This is a genomic window from Micromonospora xinjiangensis (assembly GCF_056150165.1).
Genome location: NZ_JAXCFO010000002.1, coordinates 504,820 through 530,907 on the forward strand (window position 1 = coordinate 504,820; position 26,088 = coordinate 530,907).

Annotated in this window: 29 protein-coding genes, 1 pseudogene and 1 riboswitch; of the genes and pseudogenes, 27 read left to right on the forward strand and 3 right to left on the reverse strand. The window is 72.1% G+C overall.

Annotation, left to right across the window (positions count from 1 at the left end; genetic code table 11):
• The first annotated feature begins 1 nt into the window (after position 1).
• The 18 genes from SM573_RS09220 to truA all read left to right on the forward strand — a co-directional run bounded on the left by SM573_RS09220 (position 2) and on the right by truA (position 11,390).
• The gene (locus tag SM573_RS09220; protein ID WP_007073023.1) at positions 2-187 is read left to right on the forward strand and encodes a type Z 30S ribosomal protein S14; all 186 of its coding nucleotides are present in this window, start codon (positions 2-4) and stop codon (positions 185-187) included.
• Between the two features lie 96 nt (positions 188-283).
• Positions 284-691: a 30S ribosomal protein S8 gene (gene rpsH, locus SM573_RS09225; RefSeq protein WP_474611061.1), complete on the forward strand. Its 408-nt coding sequence runs from the start codon at positions 284-286 to the stop codon at positions 689-691.
• A 16-nt stretch (positions 692-707) separates the two neighbouring features.
• Positions 708-1,250 carry a 50S ribosomal protein L6 gene (gene rplF, locus SM573_RS09230; RefSeq protein ID WP_474611060.1) on the forward strand — a complete coding sequence of 181 codons (543 nt, stop codon included), beginning with the start codon at positions 708-710 and terminating at the stop codon, positions 1,248-1,250.
• A gap of 67 nt (positions 1,251-1,317) precedes the next feature.
• The gene (gene rplR / locus SM573_RS09235) at positions 1,318-1,707 is read left to right on the forward strand and encodes a 50S ribosomal protein L18 (RefSeq protein ID WP_474611059.1); all 390 of its coding nucleotides are present in this window, start codon (positions 1,318-1,320) and stop codon (positions 1,705-1,707) included.
• Between the two features lie 33 nt (positions 1,708-1,740).
• Entirely contained in the window at positions 1,741-2,355 is a 615-nt protein-coding gene (gene rpsE / locus SM573_RS09240; protein WP_076466656.1) for a 30S ribosomal protein S5, read from the forward strand.
• On the forward strand, positions 2,355-2,537 hold the full coding sequence (gene rpmD, locus SM573_RS09245; RefSeq protein WP_120330645.1) for a 50S ribosomal protein L30: 183 nt from the start codon (positions 2,355-2,357) through the stop codon (positions 2,535-2,537). Before rpsE ends, rpmD begins: the two co-directional genes overlap by 1 nt.
• Positions 2,537-2,980 (forward strand): 50S ribosomal protein L15, encoded by a 444-nt coding sequence (gene rplO / locus SM573_RS09250; RefSeq protein WP_474611058.1) that lies wholly within the window; start codon positions 2,537-2,539, stop codon positions 2,978-2,980. The genes rpmD and rplO overlap by 1 nt, the downstream gene beginning before the upstream one ends.
• Positions 2,981-3,213: 233 nt before the next feature.
• Complete coding sequence (gene secY / locus SM573_RS09255; protein ID WP_474611057.1) at positions 3,214-4,542, forward strand: preprotein translocase subunit SecY; 1,329 nt, start codon at positions 3,214-3,216, stop codon at positions 4,540-4,542.
• The gene (locus SM573_RS09260; protein ID WP_474611056.1) at positions 4,543-5,196 is read left to right on the forward strand and encodes an adenylate kinase; all 654 of its coding nucleotides are present in this window, start codon (positions 4,543-4,545) and stop codon (positions 5,194-5,196) included.
• A 93-nt stretch (positions 5,197-5,289) separates the two neighbouring features.
• A complete protein-coding gene (map, locus tag SM573_RS09265; RefSeq protein ID WP_474611055.1) occupies positions 5,290-6,141 on the forward strand; it encodes a type I methionyl aminopeptidase in 852 nt (283 codons plus the stop codon).
• A 387-nt stretch (positions 6,142-6,528) separates the two neighbouring features.
• Positions 6,529-6,750 (forward strand): translation initiation factor IF-1, encoded by a 222-nt coding sequence (gene infA / locus SM573_RS09270; RefSeq protein ID WP_007073013.1) that lies wholly within the window; start codon positions 6,529-6,531, stop codon positions 6,748-6,750.
• A gap of 92 nt (positions 6,751-6,842) precedes the next feature.
• On the forward strand, positions 6,843-6,956 hold the full coding sequence (gene rpmJ / locus SM573_RS09275) for a 50S ribosomal protein L36 (RefSeq protein WP_043965539.1): 114 nt from the start codon (positions 6,843-6,845) through the stop codon (positions 6,954-6,956).
• A gap of 269 nt (positions 6,957-7,225) precedes the next feature.
• The gene (rpsM, locus tag SM573_RS09280) at positions 7,226-7,606 is read left to right on the forward strand and encodes a 30S ribosomal protein S13 (protein WP_007073012.1); all 381 of its coding nucleotides are present in this window, start codon (positions 7,226-7,228) and stop codon (positions 7,604-7,606) included.
• A 113-nt stretch (positions 7,607-7,719) separates the two neighbouring features.
• The gene (gene rpsK / locus SM573_RS09285) at positions 7,720-8,127 is read left to right on the forward strand and encodes a 30S ribosomal protein S11 (RefSeq protein WP_007073011.1); all 408 of its coding nucleotides are present in this window, start codon (positions 7,720-7,722) and stop codon (positions 8,125-8,127) included.
• 13 nt (positions 8,128-8,140) lie between these two features.
• A complete protein-coding gene (rpsD, locus tag SM573_RS09290; RefSeq protein WP_474611054.1) occupies positions 8,141-8,767 on the forward strand; it encodes a 30S ribosomal protein S4 in 627 nt (208 codons plus the stop codon).
• A 98-nt stretch (positions 8,768-8,865) separates the two neighbouring features.
• Positions 8,866-9,888, forward strand: a complete 1,023-nt coding sequence (locus SM573_RS09295) for a DNA-directed RNA polymerase subunit alpha (protein ID WP_111134433.1) — start codon at positions 8,866-8,868, stop codon at positions 9,886-9,888.
• Between the two features lie 34 nt (positions 9,889-9,922).
• Positions 9,923-10,492 carry a 50S ribosomal protein L17 gene (rplQ, locus tag SM573_RS09300; protein WP_474611053.1) on the forward strand — a complete coding sequence of 190 codons (570 nt, stop codon included), beginning with the start codon at positions 9,923-9,925 and terminating at the stop codon, positions 10,490-10,492.
• A gap of 67 nt (positions 10,493-10,559) precedes the next feature.
• Positions 10,560-11,390, forward strand: coding sequence for a tRNA pseudouridine(38-40) synthase TruA (truA, locus tag SM573_RS09305; protein WP_474615900.1), 831 nt, complete (start codon positions 10,560-10,562; stop codon positions 11,388-11,390).
• Positions 11,391-11,502: 112 nt separating this feature from the next.
• On the opposite strand, the gene SM573_RS09310 is transcribed toward truA, so the two are convergent.
• Positions 11,503-12,639 (reverse strand): hypothetical protein, encoded by a 1,137-nt coding sequence (locus SM573_RS09310; protein ID WP_474615901.1) that lies wholly within the window; start codon positions 12,637-12,639, stop codon positions 11,503-11,505.
• 144 nt (positions 12,640-12,783) lie between these two features.
• Between SM573_RS09310 and SM573_RS09315 the strand changes: the two genes are divergently transcribed.
• The 6 genes and pseudogenes from SM573_RS09315 to SM573_RS09340 all read left to right on the forward strand — a co-directional run bounded on the left by SM573_RS09315 (position 12,784) and on the right by SM573_RS09340 (position 16,925).
• On the forward strand, positions 12,784-13,389 hold the full coding sequence (locus SM573_RS09315) for a class I SAM-dependent methyltransferase (protein ID WP_474611050.1): 606 nt from the start codon (positions 12,784-12,786) through the stop codon (positions 13,387-13,389).
• Positions 13,390-13,430: 41 nt separating this feature from the next.
• Positions 13,431-15,110, forward strand: a complete 1,680-nt coding sequence (locus SM573_RS09320) for an ABC-F family ATP-binding cassette domain-containing protein (protein ID WP_474611049.1) — start codon at positions 13,431-13,433, stop codon at positions 15,108-15,110.
• Positions 15,107-15,202 (forward strand): annotated as a pseudogene (locus SM573_RS09325) (DNA polymerase subunit beta); the annotation flags it as partial. The gene SM573_RS09320 and the pseudogene SM573_RS09325, both read left to right, overlap by 4 nt.
• A gap of 125 nt (positions 15,203-15,327) precedes the next feature.
• Positions 15,328-15,537, forward strand: a complete 210-nt coding sequence (locus tag SM573_RS09330; RefSeq protein WP_474615902.1) for a hypothetical protein — start codon at positions 15,328-15,330, stop codon at positions 15,535-15,537.
• A complete protein-coding gene (locus SM573_RS09335; protein ID WP_474615903.1) occupies positions 15,510-15,902 on the forward strand; it encodes a hypothetical protein in 393 nt (130 codons plus the stop codon). Before SM573_RS09330 ends, SM573_RS09335 begins: the two co-directional genes overlap by 28 nt.
• Positions 15,903-15,980: 78 nt before the next feature.
• Entirely contained in the window at positions 15,981-16,925 is a 945-nt protein-coding gene (locus tag SM573_RS09340; protein WP_474616054.1) for an aldo/keto reductase, read from the forward strand.
• Positions 16,926-17,044: 119 nt separating this feature from the next.
• On the opposite strand, the gene SM573_RS09345 is transcribed toward SM573_RS09340, so the two are convergent.
• Both SM573_RS09345 and SM573_RS09350 read right to left on the reverse strand, forming a co-directional pair.
• Positions 17,045-17,572, reverse strand: a complete 528-nt coding sequence (locus tag SM573_RS09345) for a hypothetical protein (protein ID WP_474615904.1) — start codon at positions 17,570-17,572, stop codon at positions 17,045-17,047.
• A gap of 69 nt (positions 17,573-17,641) precedes the next feature.
• On the reverse strand, positions 17,642-23,518 hold the full coding sequence (locus SM573_RS09350) for a ThuA domain-containing protein (RefSeq protein ID WP_474611046.1): 5,877 nt from the start codon (positions 23,516-23,518) through the stop codon (positions 17,642-17,644).
• Positions 23,519-23,816: 298 nt separating this feature from the next.
• A riboswitch (TPP riboswitch) is annotated at positions 23,817-23,925 on the forward strand.
• On the opposite strand from SM573_RS09350, the gene thiE reads away from it, so the two are divergent.
• The 3 genes from thiE (at position 23,920) to thiS (ending at position 26,086) form a co-directional block, all read left to right on the forward strand.
• The gene (thiE, locus tag SM573_RS09355; RefSeq protein WP_474615905.1) at positions 23,920-24,546 is read left to right on the forward strand and encodes a thiamine phosphate synthase; all 627 of its coding nucleotides are present in this window, start codon (positions 23,920-23,922) and stop codon (positions 24,544-24,546) included. It overlaps the preceding riboswitch by 6 nt.
• The gene (thiO, locus tag SM573_RS09360) at positions 24,543-25,895 is read left to right on the forward strand and encodes a glycine oxidase ThiO (RefSeq protein ID WP_474616055.1); all 1,353 of its coding nucleotides are present in this window, start codon (positions 24,543-24,545) and stop codon (positions 25,893-25,895) included. The genes thiE and thiO overlap by 4 nt, the downstream gene beginning before the upstream one ends.
• Positions 25,886-26,086, forward strand: a complete 201-nt coding sequence (thiS, locus tag SM573_RS09365; protein ID WP_474611044.1) for a sulfur carrier protein ThiS — start codon at positions 25,886-25,888, stop codon at positions 26,084-26,086. The genes thiO and thiS overlap by 10 nt, the downstream gene beginning before the upstream one ends.
• The last annotated feature ends 2 nt before the right edge of the window (positions 26,087-26,088 follow it).

Genomic DNA, 26,088 nt, shown 5'->3' on the forward strand with positions numbered 1-26,088 from the left:
GATGGCCAAGAAGGCGCTGATCCTGAAGGCGGCCGCGAAGCCGAAGTTCTCGGTTCGCGCGTACACGCGCTGCCAGCGGTGCGGGCGTCCGAAGGCGGTCTACCGCAAGTTCGGCCTCTGCCGGGTGTGCATCCGGGAGATGGCCCACCGCGGTGAGCTGCCCGGCGTGTCCAAGGCTTCCTGGTAATAGCCCGGCGCGCTCCGCGCGTCAGCTGCACTGTCTCTTCGCCGTAGGCCTGCGGCCGAATCGCGGGAACCCCGGCGAGAAAGGTTGACGAAATCCATGACGATGACCGACCCGATCGCAGACATGCTCACGCGTCTGCGTAACGCCAACCAGGCGTACCACGACCGGGTGACCATGCCCTACTCGAAGATCAAGGCGAACATCGCCGAGGTCCTCAAGTCCGAGGGCTACATCTCCACCTGGTCGGTCGAGGAGCCCGAGGAGGGCGCCGTCGGCAAGCGACTGGTCGTCGAGCTGAAGTACGGCCAGAACCGGGAGCGGAGCCTGGCCGGGATCAAGCGGGTGTCCAAGCCCGGTCTGCGGGTGTACGCCAAGTCGGGCGAGCTTCCTCGGGTGCTCGGTGGGCTGGGCGTGGCGATCATTTCGACGTCCCAGGGGCTGCTCACCGACCGGCAGGCCCGCAAGCGGAGCGTTGGCGGGGAAGTCCTCGCCTTCGTCTGGTAACGGGAGACAGGTAGAAATGTCGCGTATTGGACGTAAGTCGATCCCGGTGCCAGCCGGCGTCGACGTGACGATCGACGGCCGGACCATCAAGGTCAAGGGCCCGAAGGGCGAGCTGGCCCACACCCTGGCCGAGCCGATCACCATCGAGCGGGCCGAGGACGGTCAGCTGTCCGTCAACCGGCCCGACGACGAGCGCAAGTCGAAGGAACTGCACGGCCTCAGCCGGACCCTGGTCGCCAACATGATCGTCGGCGTGACCGAGGGGTACCGGAAGAGCCTGGAGATCGCCGGCACCGGTTACCGCGTGACCGCCAAGGGCAAGGACCTCGAGTTCGCCCTCGGCTTCTCGCACCCGGTGACCGTGGCGGCGCCGGAGGGCATCACCTTCACGGTGGAGCGCCCGACGCTGTTCCACATCGCCGGCATCGACAAGCAGCAGGTCGGTGAGATCGCCGCGAACATCCGGAAGATCCGCCCGCCGGAGCCCTACAAGGGCAAGGGCATCAAGTACCAGGGCGAGGTCATCCGCCGCAAGGCTGGTAAGGCGGGCAAGAAGTGATCGCGGCCAGCAGCACCAGGGCGAGGTCATCCGCCGGCCGTCAGGCCGTGAGAAAGGCAGGTAAGAAGTGAGCGCCACGCTCCTCAAGCGCCGCCGCGGCGTTGCCGCCAAGCGCGCCATCGGGCGTGCGCGTCGGCACTTCCGCGTCCGCAAGAACGTCACGGGTACGGCCGAGCGTCCGCGTCTGGTCGTCACCCGTTCGCTGCGGCACATCGTCGCCCAGGTCGTCGACGACACCAAGGGTCACACCCTGGCGTCGGCGTCGACGATGGACGCGTCGCTGCGCGGCACCGAGGGTGACAAGAGCGCCCTCGCCGGCAAGGTGGGCGCCCTGCTCGCCGAGCGGGCCAAGGCCGCCGGCGTCTCCAAGGTCGTCTTCGACCGCGGTGGCAACCGGTACGCGGGGCGGGTCGCCGCGCTTGCCGACGCCGCCCGCGAAGCCGGGCTCGAGTTCTAGTAACCCCGTCACGAGAGAGAAGGAAGGCTGCTGATGCCAGGTCAACAGCGCCGTGGCGGCGGGTCCGGTGGCAACGAGGGTGGTCGCCGCGACAACCGCCGTGAGGGCGGCCGCGGAAACGCGCCCGTCGAGAAGACCCCGCACCTCGAGCGGGTCGTCGCGATCAACCGCGTCGCCAAGGTCGTGAAGGGTGGTCGTCGCTTCAGCTTCACCGCCCTGGTGATCGTGGGCGACGGCGACGGCACGGTCGGCGTGGGCTACGGAAAGGCCAAGGAGGTGCCCGCGGCGATCGCCAAGGGCGTCGAGGAGGCCAAGAAGCACTTCTTCAAGGTGCCGCGGATCGGCCAGTCGATCCCGCACCCGGTGCAGGGCGAGGACGCCGCCGGTGTGGTGCTGCTCAAGCCGGCCTCGGCCGGTACGGGTGTCATCGCCGGTGGGCCGGTGCGTGCCGTGCTGGAGTGCGCGGGCATCCACGACGTGCTCTCCAAGAGCCTCGGCTCGTCCAACCCGATCAACATCGTGCACGCCACCGTGGCGGCTCTGAAGTCGCTGGAGTCGCCGGAGGCCGTGGCCGCCCGTCGTGGCCTGCCGGTGGAGGACGTCGCGCCGGCGGCCATGCTGGCGACGCGGGCGGGGGTGGCTTCCTGATGGCGCGCCTGAAGGTCACCCAGGTCCGGTCCGAGATCGGGACCAAGCAGAACCAGCGTGACTCGCTGCGGTCGCTCGGTCTCAAGCGGATCAACGACGTGGTGGTCAAGGAGGACCGGCCCGAGATTCGCGGCATGATCTTCACCGTGAGCCACCTCGTGAAGGTCGAGGAGGTCGAGTAATGACGATCAAGGTCCACCACCTGCGCCCGGCGCCGGGGGCCAAGACCGCCAAGACCCGGGTGGGTCGCGGTGAGGGCTCCAAGGGCAAGACCGCCGGTCGCGGTACCAAGGGTTCCAAGGCCCGTAAGAACATCTCGGCGGCGTTCGAGGGTGGGCAGATGCCCATCCACATGCGCCTGCCGAAGCTGAAGGGCTTCAAGAACAAGTTCAAGGTGACCTACCAGGTGGTCAACCTGGACCGGCTCGCCGAACTCTTCCCGAACGGCGGCCAGGTCGGCCCGGTCGAGCTGGTCGAGGCCGGCGCGGTCCGCAAGGGCCAGCCGGTGAAGGTTCTCGGCACCGGTGACCTCGGTGGGGTGACGCTCCAGGTGTCGGCGCACGCGTTCAGCGCGTCGGCCAAGGAGAAGATCGCCGCCGCCGGTGGCTCGGTCACCGAGCTGTAAGGCGTAGGAACCACGGCGCCCGTCCAGTTGTGACCAACTGGACGGGCGCCGTGTCTACCAGGGACATGTGCGCCCGGTAACATCGGAAGCGGTTTATGTAGCCGGGCACACCTGCCCGGACGGGGATCGGACTGTTAGAGTCCCTTCCCAGCCATGGATATCGGGCACTCGCCCGGCACCCACCCCGACCCGCCAGGGACAACCGGCGGCCCGCCTCGCGCAGGAGGAAGAAGTTGCTGTCCGCCTTTCTCAGTGCGTTCCGTACGCCTGACCTGCGCAAGAAGCTGCTGTTCACAGTCGGCATCATCGCGATCTACCGGCTCGGCGCCACGCTGCCCAGCCCAGGTGTCTCGTACGGCAACGTCCAGAAGTGCCTCGACACCCTCCAGGGCGACACGACCGGCGTGCTGAACCTGCTCAACCTGTTCTCGGGTGGGGCGCTGCTGCAGCTCTCGGTCTTCGCGCTGGGCATCATGCCCTACATCACCGCGTCGATCATCCTGCAGCTGCTGACCGTGGTGATCCCGCGGCTCGAGCAGCTCCGCAAGGAGGGTCAGGCCGGCCAGGCGAAGATCACTCAGTACACCCGCTACCTGACCCTCGGTCTCGGTGTCCTCCAGGCCTCGGCGTTCGTGGCGCTCGCCCGCTCGGGCCAGCTGTTCCAGAACCGCTGCGACCAGTTCCCGATCATCCCCGAGGGCACCGGCATTCCCGACTGGCTGACGCTGTCCATCCTGGTGATGACGATGACCGCCGGCACCGGTGTGGTCATGTGGCTCGGTGAGCTGATCACCGACCGCGGCGTCGGCAACGGCATGTCCGTGCTGATCTTCACCTCGATCGCCGCCCGCCTCCCCGGTGAGGGCTGGTCGATCAAGAACAGCCAGGGCTGGTGGAAGTTCTTCCTGGTGATCGCCCTGGTCCTGGTCGTCATCACCGCCGTCACCTTCATCGAGCAGGCGCAGCGCCGGATCCCGGTGCAGTACGCCAAGCGCATGATCGGCCGGCGGATGTACGGCGGCACCTCGACCTACATCCCGCTAAAGGTCAACCAGGCGGGTGTCATCCCGGTCATCTTCGGCTCGTCGCTGCTCTACCTGCCGCAGCTGGCGCTGCAGTTCTTCGACCAGACGAACCCGGGCAAGACCCAGGCGTGGATCCAGAACAACCTGGTGGCGCCCGACAGCCCGATCTACATCTCGGTCTACTTCCTGCTGATCATCTTCTTCACGTACTTCTACGTCTCGATCACGTTCAACCCGACCGAGGTCGCGGACAACATGAAGAAGTACGGCGGGTTCGTGCCGGGCATCCGTCCCGGCAAGCCGACGGCCGACTACCTGGACTTCATCCTCAGCCGGATCACCCTGCCGGGCGCCCTCTACCTGGGCATCATCTCGATCCTGCCGAACTTCTTCTTCATCTGGCTCGACAACCAGCAGTACCAGAACTTCCCGTTCGGTGGCACCGCTGTGCTGATCATGGTGGGCGTCGGTCTGGAGACCGTGAAGCAGATCGAGAGCCAACTGATGCAGCGGAACTACGAAGGGTTCCTGCGGTAGATGAGACTCGTCTTGGTTGGCCCGCCGGGGGCGGGCAAGGGCACGCAGGCCGAGTTCATCGCCGCGCACCTCGCGGTGCCGAAGATCTCGACCGGTGACATCTTCCGGTCGAACGTGTCCCAGGGCACTCCGCTCGGCATCGAGGCGAAGCGCTACATGGACGCCGGTGAGCTGGTGCCGGACGAGGTCACCATCAACATGGTGCGGGATCGGCTCGCCGAGCCGGACGCCAGCGAGGGCTTCCTCCTCGACGGCTTCCCGCGCACCACTCCGCAGGCCGCCGCCCTGGACAAGCTCCTCGCCGACCTGGGCACCGCGCTGGACGTGGTGCTGGAGCTGGTCGTCGACGACGACGAGGTGATCCGCCGGCTCTCCGGCCGGCGGACCTGCCGCGGCTGCGGCAAGATCTGGCACGTCGAGTTCGACGCGCCGAGCCGCGAGGGCATCTGCGACCGGTGCGGCGCCGAGCTGTTCCAGCGCGACGACGACAAGCCGGAGACCATCGCCACCCGGCTGCGGGAGTACGCCGAGAAGACCGCGCCGCTGGTCGACTACTACGGCGCCCAGGGCAAGCTCGTCGGCATCGACGCCACGGGCCCGGTGGAGGACGTCACGGTCCGCGCCATCGACGCCCTGCGGTCGTACGGCGGCTGACAACCCGCCGGCTTCCGGCGGATAGAGTGCGCCACAGCGGGGTACGCCCAGCGTGCCCCGCTGTGTGTGTCGGCAACGAAAGGTAACCGCTCCATGCGTCGTCCCCAGCTGGACATCCAGCTGAAGACCCCCGAGCAGATCGAGAAGATGCGTGCCGCCGGTCTGGTGGTCGCCGAGGCGCTGCGCCGGATGCGGGCCGCGGTGGCTCCGGGGGTCAGCACGGCGGACCTGGACGCCATCGCCGAGTCGACGATCCGTGAGGCGGGCGCCGTGCCCTCGTTCAAGGGCTACCACGGCTATCCGGCCTCGATCTGCTCGTCCGTCAACGAGCAGGTGGTGCACGCGATCCCGGCGCCCACGCAGGTGCTCCGCGACGGCGACCTGATCTCGATCGACTGCGGTGCGGTCCTCGACGGGTGGCACGGGGACGCGGCGATCACGGTCGGGGTCGGCGACGTCGACCCGGCGCTGCTGAAGATGGCGGCGGTGGCCGAGGACGCGATGTGGGCCGGGATCGCCGCGGCGGCCCGGGGGGCGGCCAGCGGTCGGGGCCGGCTCACCGACATCTCCCACGCGGTGGAGGACGCCGTCCGCCGTGGCGGCCGCTACGGCATCGTCGACGGCTACGGCGGGCACGGCATCGGCACGGAGATGCACCAGGACCCGCACGTGCTCAACCACGGCCGCCCGGGCAAGGGCCCCCGTCTGGTGCCGGGGATGGCCCTGGCGATCGAGCCGATGATCACCATGGGTTCGCCCCGCACGGTCGAGCTGGCCGACGGGTGGACGGTCGTGACCCGGGACGGGTCGATGGCCGCGCACGTCGAGCACTCGATGGCGCTCCTGCCCGACGGGGTGTGGGTGCTGACCGCGGAGGACGGCGGGCGGGCCCGCCTCGGCGACCTGGTGACGAGCCGCCAGCCCGCCGACACACCGGCCTCCTGAGCCCGGCCCGTTGCGCACCACCGGCACCGTCCGTCACGGCCCCGAGGCGGGCCCGGCCGCGTCGGGCCGGCGGCCTGCCAGCCGGGCGCCCGGGTGCCGATAGGCGCACGTGGAGCGCCCCGACTCAGGGGGCTCGTGGGCCTGGCGGGCCGCCGACGAGCGGCCGGCTTTCATCCGTACGCGGAATCCGCTGGTGGTCGGTTTGGCGGCGACGCGTGGGCGGGCGTACACTTTCAGATCGGCGCACAGCGTCCACTCCTGCATGCCCACCCGCGCTTCGGTGGGTGCGGGAGCCGCGGCTGGCGCGGGCCACCTGATCTCGATCAGTCGACCCGTGTAAGACGTTGTGGGCCGTCCGGAGCAACCGACGTCAGGACAGCGGAGGACATGCCGAAAAAAGACGGAGCCATCGAGATCGAAGGTCGGGTCATCGAGCCCCTGCCGAACGCCATGTTCCGCGTGGAGCTCGCGAACGGCCACAAGGTGCTGGCTCACATCAGCGGCAAGATGCGGCAGCACTACATCCGCATCCTGCCGGAGGACCGGGTCGTCGTCGAACTCTCGCCGTACGACCTGACCCGCGGGCGCATCGTCTACCGCTACAAGTAAGCCTGACGACGGCCGGGACGTCCCCGTGTCCGTCTTCGACGTCCGAGGTCGCGCCTTGCGCGTCACCGGGCCTGATGGGAAGTAAGGCAACCGTGAAGGTCAAGCCGAGCGTCAAGAGGATCTGCAACAAGTGCCGGGTGATCCGCCGGCACGGCCGGGTCATGGTCATTTGCAGCGACCCGCGCCACAAGCAGCGCCAGGGCTGAGCCTCTTCGCCGTCCGCGACAGCGGTCGGTGAGGACCGGTCCCGGGCCGCAGATCCGGACAACACACAAACCACACATGCTCGTCCCAGCCGCGAGCGGTACGCACCAGACGTACTCCCTCGTGGCCGACCCCCGGTCGGAGGCCGGGGCCCGCTCGGGCAGCGGCCGTCTCCCGGTCGTCGGCGCGGATCGCGCCGGAGGCAGGAGAGGGCCGGAGCGGGGTGGGGCGGGCCAGACCTCCGCCAACATCACGAGGAGCACGCCCGCACATGGCACGTCTAGTCGGCGTCGACCTCCCCCGCGAGAAGCGGATGGAGATCGCGCTCACCTACATCTTCGGCGTGGGTCGCACCCGCGCTCTGGAGACGCTCGCCGCCACCGGCATCTCGCCGGACAAGCGCGCCCGGGACCTCACGGACGAGGAGCTCGTGCAGCTCCGGGACCACATCGAGGCCAACTACAAGGTTGAAGGCGACCTGCGCCGCGAGGTCGCCGCGGACATCCGCCGCAAGGTCGAGATCGGCTGCTACGCCGGTATCCGGCACCGCCGGGGCCTGCCCGTGCGTGGCCAGCGGACGCGTACCAACGCCCGCACCCGCAAGGGCCCGAAGCGGACCGTCGCCGGCAAGAAGAAGCCCGGCAAGAAGTAGTTCCCCACGGAGGTCCGGTCCGTCGCCGCCGAGCAGAGGCGGGGACCTGACCCGGGTCCAGACCCGGGGGACCGGCACCCGATCGAGAACCGACACAGGAGCGCACAAGACTTATGCCACCGAAGGCTCGTGCCGGAGCCGCTGTCAAGAAGGTCCGGCGCAAGGAACGCAAGAACGTCGCCCACGGGCAGGCGCACATCAAGAGCACCTTCAACAACACCATCGTGTCCATCACGGACCCGACCGGTGCGGTCATCTCCTGGGCCTCCGCGGGCCAGGTGGGCTTCAAGGGCTCCCGCAAGTCGACCCCGTTCGCCGCGCAGCTCGCCGCCGAGGCGGCCGCGCGCCGGGCGATGGAGCACGGCATGCGCAAGGTCGACGTCTTCGTCAAGGGCCCCGGCTCCGGCCGGGAGACCGCCATCCGTTCGCTGCAGGCCGTGGGCCTGGAGGTCGGTCAGATCTCCGACGTCACGCCGCAGCCGCACAACGGGTGCCGTCCGCCGAAGCGTCGCCGGGTCTGAGAGGTAGAGAGAGATGGCTCGTTACACCGGTGCTGACTGCCGCCGTTGCCGGCGGGAGAAGATGAAGCTGTTCCTCAAGGGCAGCAAGTGCGATGGTCCGAAGTGCCCGTTCGAGTCCCGGCCGTTCCCGCCCGGGCAGCACGGCCGCGGCCGCACGAAGGAGACGGAGTACCTGCTCCAGCTCCGCGAGAAGCAGAAGGCCCGCCGCGTCTACGGCGTGCTGGAGAAGCAGTTCCGCGGCTACTACGAGGAGGCCGTGGCCAAGCAGGCCAAGACCGGTGAGGTCCTCCTGCAGATCCTCGAGTCGCGGCTGGACAACGTGGTCTACCGGGCCGGCTACGCCGGTTCCCGGGACATGGCCCGTCAGCTGGTCAAGCACGGTCACTTCACCGTGAACGGCAAGAAGGTCGACATCCCGTCGTACCGCGTCAAGGAGCACGACATCATCGAGGTCCGGGCCAAGAGCAAGCAGCTCACCCCGTTCCTGGTGGCGCAGGCTCAGGCCGGTTCGCGGTCGGTTCCGGCGTGGCTGGAGGCCATCCCGAGCCAGATGAAGATCCTCGTGCACTCGCTCCCGAGCCGCCAGGTGATCGACACCCAGGTCCAGGAGCAGCTGATCGTCGAGCTCTACTCCAAGTAAGGGCTCGTTGCGGTGGCCCGCCCGTTCCGGGCGGGCCACCGGAACAGTTTGTGTCGTGGGCGTCATATGGCGGGCGCCCCGGAAGAGAAGAGAAGACATTGCTCATCAGCCAGCGACCGACCCTCTCCGAAGAGTCGATCAACGAGACCCGGTCCCGGTTCACCATCGAGCCGCTGGAGCCGGGCTTCGGCTACACCCTCGGCAACTCCCTGCGGCGCACGCTGTTGTCGTCGATCCCGGGTGCGGCCGTGACCTCGATCAAGATCGACGGTGTGCTGCACGAGTTCACCACGATCCCCGGGGTCAAGGAGGACGTGGTCGAGCTCGTCATGAACATCAAGGAGCTCTGCGTCAGCTCCGAGCACGACGAGCCGGTCAGCATGTACCTGCGCAAGCAGGGCCCGGGCGACGTCACCGCCGGTGACATCCAGCCGCCGGCCGGCGTCTCGGTGCACAACCCGGACCTGAAGCTCGCGACCCTCAACGGCAAGGGCCGGCTCGACATGGAGCTGACCGTCGAGCGTGGCCGCGGCTACGTCACGGCGGCGCAGAACAAGCAGGCCGGCGCCGAGATCGGCCGGATCCCGGTCGACTCGATCTACTCGCCGGTGCTCAAGGTCACCTACCGCGTCGAGGCGACCCGTGTCGAGCAGCGGACCGACTTCGACCGGCTGATCATCGACGTCGAGACCAAGCCGTCGATGGGCCCGCGTACCGCGCTGGCCTCCGCCGGGTCGACGCTGGTGGAGCTCTTCGGCCTCGCCCGCGAGCTGGACGAGACCGCCGAGGGCATCGACATCGGCCCGTCGCCGCAGGACGCCCAGCTGGCGGCCGACCTGGCTCTGCCGATCGAGGAGCTGGACCTGACCGTCCGCTCCTACAACTGCCTCAAGCGCGAGGGCATCAACACCGTTGGTGAGCTCATCGGGCGTACCGAGGCCGACCTCCTCGACATCCGCAACTTCGGTCAGAAGTCGATCGACGAGGTCAAGATGAAGCTCGCCGGGATGGGTCTGGGGCTGAAGGACTCCGCCCCGAACTTCGACCCGGCGCACGTCGTGGACGCCTTCGGCGAGGCCGACTACGACACCGACGACTACCGCGAGACCGAGCAGCTCTAGACCGCGCTGCCGCCACTTCTGAGGAGCACCGAGAATGCCCACGCCCACCAAGGGTCCCCGCCTCGGCGGCAGCCCGGCGCACGAGCGGCTGATGCTGGCCAACCTGGCCACGTCGCTGTTCCAGCACGGCAAGATCCAGACCACCGAGACCAAGGCTCGGCGGCTGCGCCCGCTCGCGGAGCAGCTGATCACCAAGGCGAAGCGCGGTGACCTGGCCTCCCGGCGTCGGGTGCTCGCCGTCGTCAAGGACAAGGACGTGGTCTACGCCCTGTTCGACCAGATCGCGCCGCGGTACGCCAACCGCAACGGCGGCTACACCCGGATCGTGAAGACCGGTCCGCGCAAGGGCGACGCCGCGCCGATGGCGATCATCGAGCTGGTCGAGGAGCTGCAGGTCGCCGAGCCGAAGGCGAACAAGAAGACCGCCGCCCGCAAGGCCGCCCAGCAGGACAAGGTCGAGGCGCTCGCGCCCGAGGAGGAGACTCCGCGGACCGAGTCGGCCGACCAGGACTCCGAGCCGCCGGTCTCGGCGTCCGGCGACACCGCCGAGGCGCGCGAGGACAGCGACCTCGCGACCGAGGAGAACAACGAGAACAAGGCCTGATCACAGGCTTTGGTCGGGCCCGACACCCTGCGGGGTGTCGGGCCCGACCCGTAACGGGAGGTACGTGGTGGACGAGCGCATCCGGCTCCGGCTGGACGTGGCGTACGACGGGACGGACTTCTCCGGCTGGGCCGTCCAGCCGGACCGGCGTACGGTCGCCGGTGTTCTCGGTGAGGCGCTCGACCTCCTGCTCGGGGCGGGCACCGCGACGGGGCTGACGGTCGCCGGCCGCACCGACGCCGGCGTGCACGCCACCGGGCAGGTCTGCCACGTCGACCTCCCGGCACCGCTCTGGCGGGAGCGGCAGGCGACCCTGTTGCGCCGGCTCGCCCGGCTGCTCCCCGGCGACGTGCGGGTGCGTGCGATCACCGAGGTGCCGGCCGCGTTCGACGCGCGGTTCTCGGCGACCTTCCGGCGGTACGAGTACCGGGTGACCGACGCCCCGTACGGCGCCGAGCCGCTGCGCCGCCACATGACCCTGGCCTGGCAGCGGCCGCTCGACCTCGATGCGCTCAACGCCGCCGCGGCCGGGCTGGTGGGCGAGCACGACTTCGCGGCGTACTGCCGGCGCAAGGAGAACGCCACCACGCTGCGCGAGGTGACCCGGCTGGACTGGCGGCGCGAGCCGGACGGCCTGCTGGTCGCCACCGTGCAGGCGGACGCCTTCTGCCAGGCGATGGTCCGCAGCCTGGTGGGTGCCATGCTCGTGGTGGGCGACGGCCGGCGGCCGGCCGAGTGGCCGGCCGGTCTGCTCCGCCGCCGCGAGCGGTCGGGAGAGGTGACCGTCGCGCCGGCACACGGGCTGACCCTGGTCGCCGTCGGCTACCCGGAGGACCCGGCCGAGTACGCCCGCCGGGCGGACCTCACCCGCCGCCTGCGGGTGCCCGCCGAGGCCTGACAGCACTCCACACCCGGCCCGGACCGTCGCCGGCCGGAGCGGGCCGGGGTCGCTACGACTGCGGGTGCGCGACCAGATGGCCACGCACCCGCGTCCGCTGCGGCTCGCCGGGTCAGTCTCCCGGCAGCTCGCTCTCGCCGTCCTGGCTGCCGGTGGTGCCCGACGGACCGGGGGTGGGCTGGCCGGCGGTGCCGCCGTCGGCGCGCCGCTCCAGCACACCCCGGTTCAGGTGCAGCTCGATCATGTCGAAGAGGATCTCCCGTACCGCCGGGTCGCCGGACTTGATGGTCTCGCCGTCGGCGCGGACGACCACGGCGTACGCCAGGTAGTGGCCGCGGACCTGCCACCCCACCCGTGCCGGTGCGGTCGCGATCGCCTCGGTGTCCTCGCCGGCCGCCATGCCGCGGAACCGTCCCTGCCGCTCGTCGAGGACCTGGCGGATCCGGTCCCGGGCGCGCTCGGCGCTGGCCCGGTCGGTCAGGTTGAACAGGCCGGTGGTCACCAGGTGGTCGCCGTCGGGGGTGCGGAGCGTGCCCCGGACCACCTGGTTGCAGCCGAGCCGGACGAGCAGGTCGGCGACCTCGTCGGTCGCGGCGACCGCGCAGCTGCCGCTGGACTGCGTCTTGAGCACCTTGTAGGCCGGCTCGCCGTCCTCGACCACGACCTCCTTGCCGGCGAAGACCTCCTTCGCGGTCAGTGGCGCCTGGTCGGTGTCCCGGGAGTCGAGGTGCTCCTCCTCCTGCTGCGGGGCCTGGCTGGGGTCGGCGCCCGCCTGGTAGCTCGGGGTCGCCTGCGGTGTGGGGGTGCGGTCGGCGAGCAGGGCCGCCGCGCCGAGGCCGCAGAGCGCGAGCAGCACGAGCACCGCCGCGCCGCCGATCAGCACCTGCCAGAGCCGCCCACCGCCACCGCCCTCGGCGCGGGCGGCGGGCACCGCCGGCGGATCGGGAGGCTCGGGCGGTTCCACGGCGGGCCGCGCCGAGACGTGCACCTGGGCCGGGGGCGGTGGAGCCGGGACCTGCACGTGCGCCGGCGGCGGTGGGATCTCGGCCGGCGGCGGCGCGGCCGGCGCGGGTGTGTTCTCGATCGCGGGCAGTGCCGTCCGCGTCGTGCGGGGCAGCGACGGGGTGGGGAAGCGGGACGGGGAGGGCCCGGCCGGCGGTGGCGGACCGGCGCCGAGCATGGACAGGTCCGACCCCGGCTCCGGGTCATCCACGAAAGCGTCCTCATCGAACTCGTACCGATACACCATGTCGCCCAGAGTAGGAGTCATTGTCCCTTTAGGTGGGAATAACGGAAAATCGCGGCACGAGTGCCGCCGTGTCGTGCAGGTACCCCCGGCCGGCGCGACAGGGCCCTCGCCGGCCGGGGGCCGCGCCGGTGCGAGAATTGCCGCGTGACCGGGGACCACTACTTCACGGCCGAGCCCACGACCGCCGCCCGCGGCCGGGAGGTCGAATTCAGCGTCGCCGGCCGCGACTACACGCTCGCCTCGGCGAGCGGGGTGTTCTCCGCCGATCGGCTCGACCCGGGCACCGCCGTGCTGCTGCGCAAGGCCGAGCTGCCCACCGCCGGCACCACCGGCCCGCTGCTCGACCTCGGTTGCGGCTTCGGACCGATCAGCTGCGTGCTGGCCGACACCGCGCCGTCGGCCACCGTCTGGGCCGTCGACGTGAACGAGCGCGCCCGGGAACTCGCCACCGCCAACGCCGTGCGGATCGGTGCGGCGGACCGGATCCGGGTCGCGGCGCCCGACGACGTGCCGGCCGACATCCGCTTCGCGCAGCTCTGGTCCAACCCGCCCATCCGGATCGGCAAGGACGAGCTGCACGAGCTGCTGCGGCGCTGGCTGCCAAGGCTCGCCCCGGACGGCGTCGCCTGGCTGGTCGTCGCCCGTCACCTGGGCGGCGACTCGCTGCACCGCTGGCTCGTCGACGAGGGCTGGCGGGTCGAGCGGCACGCCAGCCAGAAGGGCTACCGGGTGCTGCGCGTCGGCCGGTAAATGGATGTACCGCCGGCCGGGAGGTGCGGCAGGATCCCGGCGTGGGTTACGTGGATGTGGCAGGCGTCGGGCACATCCTGCCCGACGGCCGGGAACTCTTCGCCGACGTGTCGTTCCGGGTCGGTGAGGGCGCCAAGGTCTCACTGGTCGGGCCGAACGGCGCGGGCAAGACCACCCTGCTCCGGATGGTCGCCGGCGACCTGCCGGTGAAGACCGGAAGCATCGCCCGCACCGGCGGCCTCGGCGTGATGCGGCAGTTCATCGGCATGATCGGGGACGAGTCGACCCTCGCCGACCTGGCGCTCTCGCTCGCCCCGCCCACGCTGCGCGCCGCCGGCCACCGGCTCGCCGAGACCGAGGCGGCGATGCGGGCGGCCGAGGTGCGCGGCAAGTACAGCACCGCGGCGGCCAAGGCGCAGCTGGCGTACGCGGACGCGCTCGCCGCCTGGGGGGAGGTGGGCGGGTACGACGCGGAGGTGCTCTTCGACACGGTCGCCACCATCGTGCTCGACGTGCCCTGGGAGACCGCCCGGGAGCGTCCGGTCCGGACCCTCTCCGGTGGGCAGCAGAAACGTTTCGCGCTCGAGCTGCTGCTCCGCGGCCCGGACGAGGTGCTGCTCCTCGACGAGCCGGACAACTTCCTCGACGTGCCCGGCAAGCGGTGGCTGGAGGGGCGGCTGCGGGAGTCGGCGAAGTCGGTGCTCTACGTCTCGCACGACCGCGAGCTGCTGGCCCGTACGGCCGACCGGGTCGTCGCCGTGGAGGGCGGCAGCGCCTGGGTGCACCCCGGTGGCTTCGCGAGCTGGCACGAGGCGCGGGTGGCCCGGCACGCGCGCCTCGACGAGCTGCGCCGACGCTGGGACGAGGAGCACCAGAAGCTGCGCGAGCTGGTGCTGATGTACAAGCAGAAGGCCGCGTACAACGACGGGATGGCGTCGCGCTACCAGGCGGCGCAGACCCGGCTGCGCAAGTTCGAGGAGGCCGGGCCGCCGCCCGTACCCCCGAAGGACCAGGACATCCGGATGCGACTGACCGGCGGGCGGACCGGCAAGCGCTCGGTGATCTGTGAACAGCTGGAGCTCGACGGCCTGACCTACCCCTTCGACCTGGAGGTCTGGTACGGCGACCGGGTCGCCGTGCTCGGCGCGAACGGCACCGGCAAGTCGCACTTCCTGCGACTGCTGGCCCGCGGCGGCACCGACCCGGACCCGGCGAACGGGCCGGTCGACGGCGGTCTGGCGCTGGCGCCGGTGGCGCACGACGGGGTCGCCCGGCTCGGTGCCCGGGTCCGGCCGGGGCACTTCTCGCAGACCCACGATCGACCGGAGCTGATGGAGAAGAGCCTCGTCGAGATCCTGTGGCGCGGTGACGAGCACCGGGCCGGGATGGACCGCCACGCGGCGATGGCGGCGCTGTCCCGCTACGAGCTGGCCGGTCAGGGCGACCAGCGGTTCGGCACCCTCTCCGGCGGCCAGCAGGCCCGGTTCCTGGTGCTGCTGCTGGAGCTCTCCGGGGCCACGCTGCTGCTGCTCGACGAGCCCACCGACAACCTCGACCTGGCCAGCGCCGAGGCGCTGGAGGCCGGCCTGAACGCGTTCGAGGGGACGGTGATCGCGGTGACCCACGACCGGTGGTTCACGCGCACCTTCGACCGGTTCGTGCTGTTCCGCGGCGACGGCGAGGTGGTGGAGACGCCCGAACCGGTGTGGGACGTGGCATGACCGTGGTGGAGCTGGCCGCGAGGCTGCCCGCCGTCCCGGGCGTGGTGGCCGTCGCGTTGGGCGGCAGCCGGGCCCGTGGTGAGCACCGGCCGGACTCCGACTGGGACCTGGGCCTGTACTACCGGGGTGAGCTGGACGTGCCGGCGCTGGAGAGGATCGCCGCGTCGATCGCCGACGGGCCGGTCGAGCTGACCGCGCCGGGGGGTGGGGGCCGTGGGTGGACGGCGGCGGCTGGCTGCGCGTCGGTGGCGTGGCCGTCGACTGGATCTACCGCGACCTGGACCGGGTCCGCCGGGTCTGGGCGGACTGCCGGGCCGGCCGGTACGAGGTGGGTGCGCAGGCCGGGCACCCCCTCGGTTTCTACTCCCACGCGTACGCCGGTGAGGGGCGCTGTGCCGGGTGCTCGCGGACCCGACCGGCGAGCTGACCGCGCTGAGGGAGGAGACCGCGGCGTACCCGCCCGCGCTGGCGCAGGCCCTGGTGCGGGCCGGTTGGGAGGCGCGGTTCCTGCTCACCGGCGCCGCGAAGGTCGTGCCGGCCGGCGACAGCGGCTACGTGGCCGGCTGCCTGTTCCGGATGGTCGGGGTGCTCGTGCAGGTGCTGCACGCCCGGGCAGGGCGGTGGCTGGTGAACGAGAAGGGCATGATCGCGTCGGCCGGGCGGCTGCCCGGCGCGCCGCCGGACTTCGCGTCCCGGGCGCAGGCGTTGCTCGCCGGCGTCGGGCGCTCCCCGGCGGACCTGGCCGCCACGCTGGCCGCCGCCGAGCGGCTCCGCGCCGAGGTGCTCGACTGAGCCGCGGATCACCCGTCGGGTACCGGGTACCCGGGCGGCGACCCGTGCCACGGACATAGGGTTGATCTCGTGACTGAGATGACCTACCGCCGGTTGGGCGACTCCGGGCTCGTGGTGTCCGTGGTCGGCATCGGCTGCAACAACTTCGGCCGCAAGCTCGACCTCGACGGCACCCGGGCGGTCGTCGACGCCGCGCTGGACGCCGGGATCAACTTCTTCGACACCGCGGACATCTACGGGGAGCCGCAGGGCAGCTCCGAGGAGCTGCTCGGGCAGGCCCTCAAGGGCCGCCGGGACGACGTGGTGGTGGCCACGAAGTTCGGCATGGACATGCACGGCCTGAACGGCCCCGACTTCGGCGCACGGGGGGCGCGGCGCTACATCGCGCGCGCCGTCGAGGCGTCGCTGCGGCGGCTCGGCACCGACCACATCGACCTGTACCAGATGCACGAGCCCGATCCGGGCACCCCGATCGACGAGACCCTCGCCGCCCTGGACGACCTGGTCCGCGCCGGCAAGGTCCGCTACCTGGGCAACTCCAACTTCGCCGGCTGGCAGATCGCCGACGCCGACTGGGTGGCCTCGTCCAACGGCCGGGCCCGGTTCATCAGCGCCCAGAACCACTACAACCTGGTGGAGCGGTCGGTGGAGGCCGAGGTGGTGCCGGCCTGCGAGCGCTTCGGCCTCGGGCTGCTGCCGTTCTTCCCGCTGGCCAACGGCCTGCTGACCGGCAAGTACAAGCGGAACGAGGCCCCGCCGGCGGGCAGCCGCCTGGCCGGCGGCGGCCGGTACGCCGCGCGGCTCGCCGCGGCGGACTGGGACACCATCGAGGCCATCGGCCGGTACGCGGACGAGCGCGGGCTGAGCATGCTCCAGGTGGCCATCGGCGGCCTGGCCGCCCAGCCGGCGGTGACCTCGGTGATCGCCGGTGCGACCACGCCGGAGCAGGTGCGCGCCAACGCCGAGGCTGGCGCCTGGCAGCCCAGCGACGAGGACCTGGACGCCCTGCGCGCGGTTCTCTGATCCGACGGGCGGCGTCCCCACCGCTCTCGCCCCGGTGAACCGTGGACCCGCACGGCACCGGGCCCGGGCCGCCTCCCGGCGGCCCGGGCCCGGTTGTCAGGTGCGCCCGCGCCGGACGGTCAGCCGGGTCGACGCCGGCTCGACAGCATCGCCACCGCCACCGCCGCGGCGGCCAGCAGCAGGCCGCCCAGGGCGGCCGGCCACCACCCCGCGCCGGGGCCGGCGGCACGGGGCTGCGGCGCGGTCACCGCGACCGGCGCGACGGCCGGTGGCGACTGGGCGCGGCGCGCCTGCACCGCAGCGGTGGCCTCGCCCCGGTGCGGTGCGGGGGCGCTGACGGTCACCTGCCAGCGGCCGGGGGAGAGGACCGGGCCGGTGGCGTAGAAGCCCTGGCCCTCGGGGGCTGGTTCCAGTTGCCGCGGGCCGATCCGCTGCCCGTCCGGGCCGGTGGCGGTGAGGACCAGCCGCACCAGCTTGTCGAGCCGGTGCCCGTCGGCGTACGTGGCCTGCACGGTTATGCCGTCCGCACCGTCGCCGGCCACGGTGAGCTTGAGCCTGTCGTCGTGCGCCGCGGCGGGGGCCGCGGCCAGGAGGGCCAGGACCACCCCGGTGAGCAGGGCGGCGAGCGCCTTCCAGATGCGGGTCACGGATGTCTCCTCACTGCGGATCGGGGCGGCCCCTCCCGACAGCGAGCGCCGGGAGGGGCCGCCGTCGGATCAGAGCCCGCGACCGGGTGCCAGCCGGGTGGGGTCGCCCCCGAGCCGACCGGCGCCGGTGACCGGATCACCGTCGTTGGCCCGTACGCCGGCCTTGCTCGCCGCGCCGCCGAGCCGGACGATCATGGCGTCGGCGTCCCGGACCAGGACGTCCCGGATCTCGGCCTCGGCCACCAGCGTGGCGTTGGCGGCGAGATCCCGGAAGGCGGTCAACTGCTTGATCGCCTTGTTGTCGTTGCCGGCCGCCTCCGCCTTGCGGGCGGCGTCGAGCTTGGCGGTCAGCTGCTTGTGCGCGTTGGCCGAGAGCCGCCCGGTCGCCTTGAACCGGTCCAGCAGGTTCTGCATGTCCCGGAACGAGGTGGTGACGAAGAAGCGGACCTCCGAGGTGGTCTCGTTGCCCGCCTTGTCGGTCGCGGTGACGGTCAGCTCGTGCAGGCCGAGCGGCAGTTCGTACATGGCCTGCAGGGTGCCGCTCACGTACGGCCGGCCGTCCAGCTCGCCGACCACGCTCGCGATGCCCGAGGTCGGGTCCACCGCCTGCCAGGACACCCGGACGTCCTGGCTGTCGCCGTAGAGCTGGCCGTCGGCGATCCCGGAGACCAGCAGCGTCGGCTTCGTGCCGTCGATGCGCAGCACCGCCGACTTGAGCGTCTCCGCGTTGCCCGCCTTGTCGGTGGCGCGGAACAGCAGCTCGTGCTCGCCGTCACCGGTCACCGCGACCGGCTCCGAGTACGGCGTCCACGCGCCACCGTCCAGCGACCACTCGACGGCCTTCACCCCGGAGCCGGCGTCGGTCGAGGCCAGCACGACCGGGACCGTCCCGTCGTGCCAGCCCTCGTCGTTGGCCGGGGCGAAGGTGGCCGTGGTGACCGGCGCCGTGGCGTCGATCCGCACGGTCACGGTCTTCGTCGACTCGACGTTGCCCGCCTTGTCGGTGGAGCGGAACCGCAGCTCGTGCTCGCCGTCCCCGCTGACCGCGACGGGCCCGGCGTACGCGGTCCAGGTGGCGGCCCCGTCCAGCTGGTACTCGGTGCCGGCCAGCCCGCTGCCGCCCGCCTCGTCGGTGGCGGCCAGCGTGACGGTCACCGGGCCGGTGTGCCAGCCCTCGGTCGGGGTGCCGGACACGGTCGCCGTGGTCACCGGCGCCGTCCCGTCGGCCACCGCCGTGGTGAGCCGGAAGTAGTCGAACGCGGCGGTCTTCGAGGCGGTCTGGTTGGCGCCGAGGGTGAACAGACCCACCTTCGGGGTGGCCCCGACCGCGCTGTTGGTCAGCGCCGTCAACGCCGTCCAGGTCGTCCCGTCCGCCGAGTACGACGCGGTGAACGTGTCACCGGTGCGGGCCAGCCGCAGGTACCACACCGACCCGGTGAGGTTCCCCGCCTCCGGTTGCGGGTTCTGCACGGCCCCGCCGATCTCGCTGCGGAACTCGATCCGCCGCGTCACCGGCTGCCCGGGCTGGTTGTCCACGATGTAGTCGAACTTCAGGTAGTTGTCGTCGTCGGCGTGCACGATGAGGCCGGCCTGCTGGTACTGCTCGTTCAGCTGGCTGCCGTCGACCTTCGTCTCCAGCGTCCAGTCGCCGGACGGCGCGGTCTGGAGGATGAAGTTCGCCGGCCCGGTGTTGCCGGAGCCGTAGATGTCGCCGTTCGGCACGTCGATCCGCAGCGCGCCGCCGGTCACCCGGTAGCCCGTCGCGTTCTCCCGCAGGATCGCGTCCCACCGGCACTTGTCCAGCGCGTCACCGCTGAACTCGTCCGACGGGTCGACCGGCCCGGCCGGCTCGTCCGGCGAGACCTGGAACCAGTCGAACGCCGCCTCCACCACCGGCGCGTCGGTGCCGCCGTTGAGTGCGAAGAGCCCGATGCGCGGGTTGCTGATGCCGGCGAGCGCGGCGGCCCGGCCGACCGGGGTGAAGGACTGCCCGTCGGCCGAGACGGCCGCCGTCAGGTTCGTCCCGTCGCTGGTGAGCCGCAGGTACAGGGTGTCGCCGGCCGGGGCGGCGATGCTGTCGGCGGCCTCGTTGCGGGGCGTGCCGGCGGTCTCCCGGATGAACTCCACCCGCCGGCTGCCCGAGTAGAGCAGGTCCAGCTTGGCGTAGTTCTCGTCGTCGCCGTACACCAGCAGGCCGGCCTGCTGGTAGTTGGCCGTCACGGGGAGGGTGACCCGGGTGGTCGCCTGCCACGCGCCGGCCGGCGCCGGCTGGAGCACCAGGTTGGTGGCGTCGTTACGGCCGCCGTAGAGGTCACCCACCGCGGTGGGCAGTCGCAGCGCGCCCCCGGAGACCGTGAGGAGCTGGTTCTCGCGGACGACGCTGGCCCAGCGCTCCCGGTCGAGGCTGGTGCCGCCGAAGTCGTCCGAGCGGGCCCCGAAGCAGGACGTGTTGGGCGCCTCGACCCGCACCGGCACGGTCGTGTACGACCGGGCGCCCCGGCTGTCGGTGACCGTCAGGGTGGCGGTGAAGGTGCCCGGGCCGGTGTAGGTGTGGCTGGCGTCCAGGGTGGTCGCCGAGCCCCCGTCACCGAAGTCCCAGGCGTACGCCAGCGGCGTGTCCCCCTCCGCGTCGGTGGCCGTGCCGTCGAAGGCGACGGTCAGCGGCGCGGTGCCGGTGGTCGGGGTGGCGGTGGCGGTGACCACCGGCGGCGCGTTCTCGGTGACGCCCCGACCGACGAAGTCCATCCAGTTGACGTTGAGCAGCGAGCCCGCGCCGCCACCCGGGTCCTTCGCGATGAAGTAGAGCGTGCCCGTGGCCGGGCCGGTGACCGGCGCGGTCACGTCCGTGTACGTCTGCCAGGCCCCGGTGCCGGGCACGGTGGCCTGGGCGACGAGCGGGCCGTCGACCGCGCCGGCCCGGACGTCGATCCGGCCGCCGGTGGTCGCCGACGCCGCCCGGAAGCGGATCGACGTGATGTTGGTGAGGTCCGCCGGGGAGAGCGACCACCAGTCGCCGTCCTCGATGAACCCGATGTTCTGGCCGCCGCCGGCGGTGTCACCGGTGGTCTCCCGCTGCACGCCCGGGTCCCCGCCGCCGGTGCTGCCCGGCGCGCGACCGGTGGCCGTGAAGTACTCGGCCTGCTTGCGCTTCGGCTGGAGCTGCTCGATGGCCCGGCCGGTGAGCGGCCCGGCGCCCGCGGCGCCGCCGAGGTCCGTGTACGTCGCCTCGAAGACGGCGAAGACGTTCGCCTCGGCGCCGTGCCCGGAGGCGAGCGACGTCTGGACCACCCCGGTGCAGCCGGTGTGCTGCTCCAGCGGGTGGGCGTGCTCGTCGTGACCGAGCAGCACCTGGAGCTGGACCCGGTCGCAGTCGATCTCACCGTCCTCGGGGTCGGTGACCTTCACCGTGTAGCGGACCTGGTCGCCCCAGTCGAAGAAGCCGCCGTCCGGCGGGAACTCGATCTTCACGGTCGGGGCGGTGTTGCCCACGGTGACCGGCACGTTCGCCACCGCCGTCCGCCCCTTCGGGTTGGTGACGGTGAGCTGCGCGGTGTACGTCCCGGCCTCGGCGTACGTGTGCGTCGGGTTCGCCTCGGTGGAGGTCTGCCCGTCGCCGAACGCCCACGCGTACGTGAGCGTTCCGCCGTCCGGGTCACGGGAACCGGCGCTGGAGAACGCCACGGTCAGCGGCGCCGGGCCGGAGGTCGGCTCGCCGCTCGCCACCGCGATCGGCGCCCGGTCGCCGGCGATGTAGTCGATCCGGTAGACACCGGAGTTGTCGTTGTTGCCGCCGAAGCCGCTGCCCCACTCGATGAGGTAGAGCGCGCCGTCCGGACCGAACTCGAAGTCCATCGGCCGGAGCATCGTCATCCCGGTGAGGATCTGGTTGATGTCGACCAGCGACTTGCCGTCGTCGGTCACCTGCATCGTGTACATCTTCGACTGGTTCCACTCGCCGAAGAGCGCCTTGCCGTCGTAGTAGGCCGGCCACTTCCGGTCGGAGTCCAGGTCGGCGTCGTACCGGTAGACCGGGCCGCCCATCGGCGCGCCACCGCCCCCGATCTCGGGGAAGCGCGGGTTGCCGCTGTAGTCGTAGTCGACGGTGGCCGGGATCGCCGGCGGCAGCTGGGTGAGGCCGGTGTTGTTGGGGGAGTCGTTCACCGGCGCCGCGCAGTTGAACTTCGCGCCGCTCGGGCCGGACGGGAACTGGTAGTCGTTGTAGGCGTAGTTCGCCCCGGTGCAGTACGGCCAGCCGTAGTTGCCGGGGGCGCCCACGATGTTCCACTCCACCGTGCCCTCGGGCCCCCGGTCCGGGTTGGCGGCGCTGGCGTCGGGGCCGTAGTCGGCGACGTAGAGCGTGTCCGTGGCCGGGTCGATGCCGATCCGGAACGGGTTGCGGAAGCCCATCGCGTAGATCTCCGGCCGGGTCTTCTCCGTGCCGGGCGGGAAGAGGTTGCCGCTCGGCACCGTGTAGGTCCCGTCGTCCTCCGGGTGGATCCGGATGACCTTGCCACGCAGGTCGTTGGTGTTGCCGGAGGTGCGCTGGGCGTCGAAGTCCGCGCGCCCCGGCCGCTCGTCGATCGGGGTGAACGCGTTCGACTCGAACGGGTTGGTGTTGTCCCCGGTGGCCAGGTAGAGGTTGCCGGCCGAGTCGAAGACCATGCTCCCGCCCGCGTGGCAGCACGTGTTGCGCTGCGTGTCGACCCGCAGGACCTGCTTCTCGCTGGCCGGGTCGATGGTGTCGCCGGTCACGGTGAACCGGGACAGCAGGTTGCGGGCGATGCCGTCGTTCGGGGCGTAGTAGAGGTAGACCCAGTTGTTCGTGGCGAAGTCCGGGTCGAGCCGGATGCCGATGAGGCCGTCCTCGTTGCCGGTGAAGACGTCCAGGTCGACGGCGGTGACCGTGTTGCCGGTGTCCGGCTTCACGATCTGCACCCGCCCGTCGCGCTCGACGTAGAAGACCCGCCCGTCGGGGGCGACGTCCAGCTCCATCGGGTTGCTCGTGTTGCTGTCGAGCGTGACCTTCTCGAAGCTGGCGGTCAGCGAGGCGCCGCAGTCCGCGCCCGCCACGCCGGCCGCGGTCCGGATGCCACCCAGCAGGTGGGTGAGGAACTCCGGCTCCGCGTACGACTCGCGGGTGTGGCCGCCGCCCGTGTACCAGGAACGGCCGCCGTCGAAGTCCTGGCACCAGGCGATCGGGTGATCGGCGCCCATCGCGCCCGCGCCCGGCGAGTAGCTGGTCTCGTCGAGGCTGGCCAGCACGTGCACGTCGGGACGCGGGTTGGTCTGGTAGTTGTACCACTCGTCGAACCGCGACCACCGCGCCGGCAGCTCGGCGGTCGACGGGTGGGCGTGGTCCTCGACCTTGACCGTCGCCTGCTGGTTGGCCGGGTGGCTGGCGAAGTACGCGCCGACCAGGTCGCCGTACCAGGACCAGCTGTACTCGGTGTCCGACGCGGCGTGGACGCCCACGTAGCCGCCGCCGGCCTGGATGTAGCGCTCGAACGCCGCCTGCTGGTCGCCGTCGAGCACGTCGCCGGTGGTGGAGAGCCAGATGACCGCCTGGTACCTCGCCAGGTTCGCGTCGGTGAAGGCCCCGCCGTCCTCGGTGGTGTCCACCGTGAACCCGTGCTGCGCGCCGAGCTGCTGGATGGCGGCGATGCCGGTGGGGATGGAGTCGTGGCGGAACCCGGCCGTCTTGGAGAAGACCAGGACCGAGAAGGGCTCGTCGGCGGCGGGCGCCGCCTGGGGCAGGGCCTGCGTCACCGGCGTGGGCGCGGTCGCGGTGGCCGGCGTGAGGGCCGTCGCCGCGGCGGCTCGTGCGGTGGCCGGTGCGGCGGCCGGGGCCGCCTGCGCGGCCGGTGCGCCGAGCAGGGCCGTGGCGGTGACGGCGAGGGAGAGCAGGGTCGCGGTGAGCGGTATTCGGGCACGACGAGTGCGGGACACTCCGCCTCCTATGTCGCGGTGGACAGGGGATCGCGGGGGTCGGCTCGCCGAAGACCGTCCCGGGTGGACTCGGCGCGGGCACCGGGCCAGGGTGTCCGCACCATGATTTATGTCGAATCGCTGAACAAATTAATCCGGGTTGATGCGTGTCCGGCAAGATGCCGGATGGTAACGGTTTCGCAACACGGGGCGACAATCCGAACAGGACCACATGAAGTGCCCGCCCGATCTCATCGGGTGAGGTTGTCGCCCGGCTCACCTTGGCAGGGCCACCGGGTCTGTCGTACGGTGACCGGGCACGTGACCCACGGGAGCCCGGTGCACCGGGCTGAGAGGGGGGCTGGTAGCCCCCGACCGTCGAACCTGATCCGGGTAATGCCGGCGCAGGGAGGAGTGTTGCCATGCCGTCCCTGGGGCGACTGCATCTCATCACCGACACCCGACCCGGGCGTGATCCGCTCACCGTCGTCCGGGCCGCTCTGACGGCGGCCCGCGAGGAGCTGGTCGTGCAGGTCCGGGTCGAGGACTCCGCCACCGACCGCGAGGCGTACGACCTGGCCCAGCGGGTGATCGCGCTCTGCGCCCCGTACGGGGCGACCTGCCTGGTCAACGACCGCCTGCACGTGGCGCTGGCGGTCGGTGCCGCCGGCGGGCACGTCGGCGCGGACGACCTGCCCGTCGCCGCCGCCCGCCGGGTGCTCGGCCCGATGGCCGTGCTCGGCGCCACCGCCCGCGAACCGGTCACCGGCGCCGACGCGGTCGCCGCCGGCGCCGGCTACCTGGGCGTCGGTCCCTGTCATCCCACGGCCACCAAGGAGGGCCTGCCACCGCCGATCGGCGCGGCGGGCGTCCGGGCCGTCGCCGAGGCGGTCCCCGTCCCCGTGATCGCCATCGGCGGCGTGACCGCGGCGAGCGTGCCGGCGTTGCGCGCGGCCGGGGCGTACGGGGTGGCCGTGGTCGGGGCCGTCTCCGGCGCCGCCGATCCGGCCCGCGCCACCACCGAGCTGATCGCGGCGCTGACGTGCTGAGCGCCCGGTCCACGTCGACCCCTGACGACGACGTGGCCCGGGCGGACGTGGCGGTGGTGGGTGCGGGGCCGATCGGCCTCGCCGTCGCCTGGCGCTGCGCCGCCCGTGGACTGCGGGTGACCGTGCACGACCCCGCCCCGGGCTCGGGGGCGTCGGCGGTCGCCGCCGGCATGCTCGCCCCGGTCGCCGAGGCGTACTTCGGCGAGCGGGAACTCACCGGGCTGCTGCTGGAGTCGGCCGCCCGCTGGCCGGCGTTCGCCGCCGACCTGGCCGAGGCGGCCGGCGTGCCCCTCGGCTACCGCACCGACGGCACCCTCCTGGTCGGGCTGACCGCCGACGACCTCGCCGAGGCGCGGCGGCTCTGGGCCTACCAGAGTGATCTCGGGCTGCCGGTGACCCCGCTGCGCGCCTCCGAGCTGCGCGACCGGGAGCCGGCGCTGGCCCCGCGGGTGCGCGGCGGCGCGCTGGCGGCCACCGATCACCAGGTCGACCCGCGGCTGCTGCTCCCCGCGCTGCGCACCGCCGCCGAGCGGGCCGGCGCGGTGCTCGTGCCCGCACCCGTCGCACGCCTGGCCGATGTGGACGCCACGGTCACGGTGGTGGCGGCCGGCTGCGGTGCGGCCGCCCTCACCGGGCTTCCGGTCCGACCCGTGAAGGGGCAGGTGCTCCGGCTGCGCGCGCCCGGCGGCGCCGCGCCGTGCTTCCGGCACGTGATCCGGGGGTACGCCGACGGCGAGCCGGTCTACCTGGTGCCCCGGGACGGCGGCGAGGTCGTGGTCGGCGCCACCGTCGAGGAGCGCCGCGACACCGACGTCTCCGCCGGGGCGGTGCTGCGGCTGCTCCGCGCCGCCGTGGACCTGGTGCCGGAGCTGGCCGAGTACGACCTCGTCGAGACGGCCGCCGGCCTGCGGCCCGGCACACCCGACAACGGCCCGATCATCGGCCCGCTGCCCGGCCGGCCCGACGTGCTGGTGGCCACCGGGCACCACCGGCACGGCATCGTGCTCACCCCGCTCACCGCCGATCTCGTCGCCGACCTGGTGACCGGAGGGCCGCCCGATCCGCTGCTCACCCCGTTCATGCCGGACCGGTTCACCGACCGGCCCGCCTCGCGGTCGGCCGGCCCGGTGTCGGCACGCTCCGCGCCGGTCGGCTCGGCCGGGCCGGCACCGGGCGGGCCGGCGGGTTCCGGGCCGACCGGTTCGGCGGAGTCCGTGTCAAGCGGGCCGTCCGGGCCGGTGCCGGGCGGGCCGGTGGGGACCGTGTCGGGCGGGTCGGCGCGGGCCGGCACCGCGGCCGGTGGCGGCGGTGGACGTGACGAGACGGAGGAGGGGAACCCGTGGAACTGACGGTGAACGGCGCCGGGCGGACGCTGCCCGGCGGTGCGACGGTGGCCGACCTGGTCCGCGAGGTCACCCCGCAGCAGCGCGGGGTGGCGGTCGCGGTCAACGGTGAGGTCGTGCCACGGACCGGGTGGCCGGCGACGGTGCTGCGCGACGGTGACCGGGTCGAGGTGCTCAGCGCCGCCCAGGGCGGGTGAGC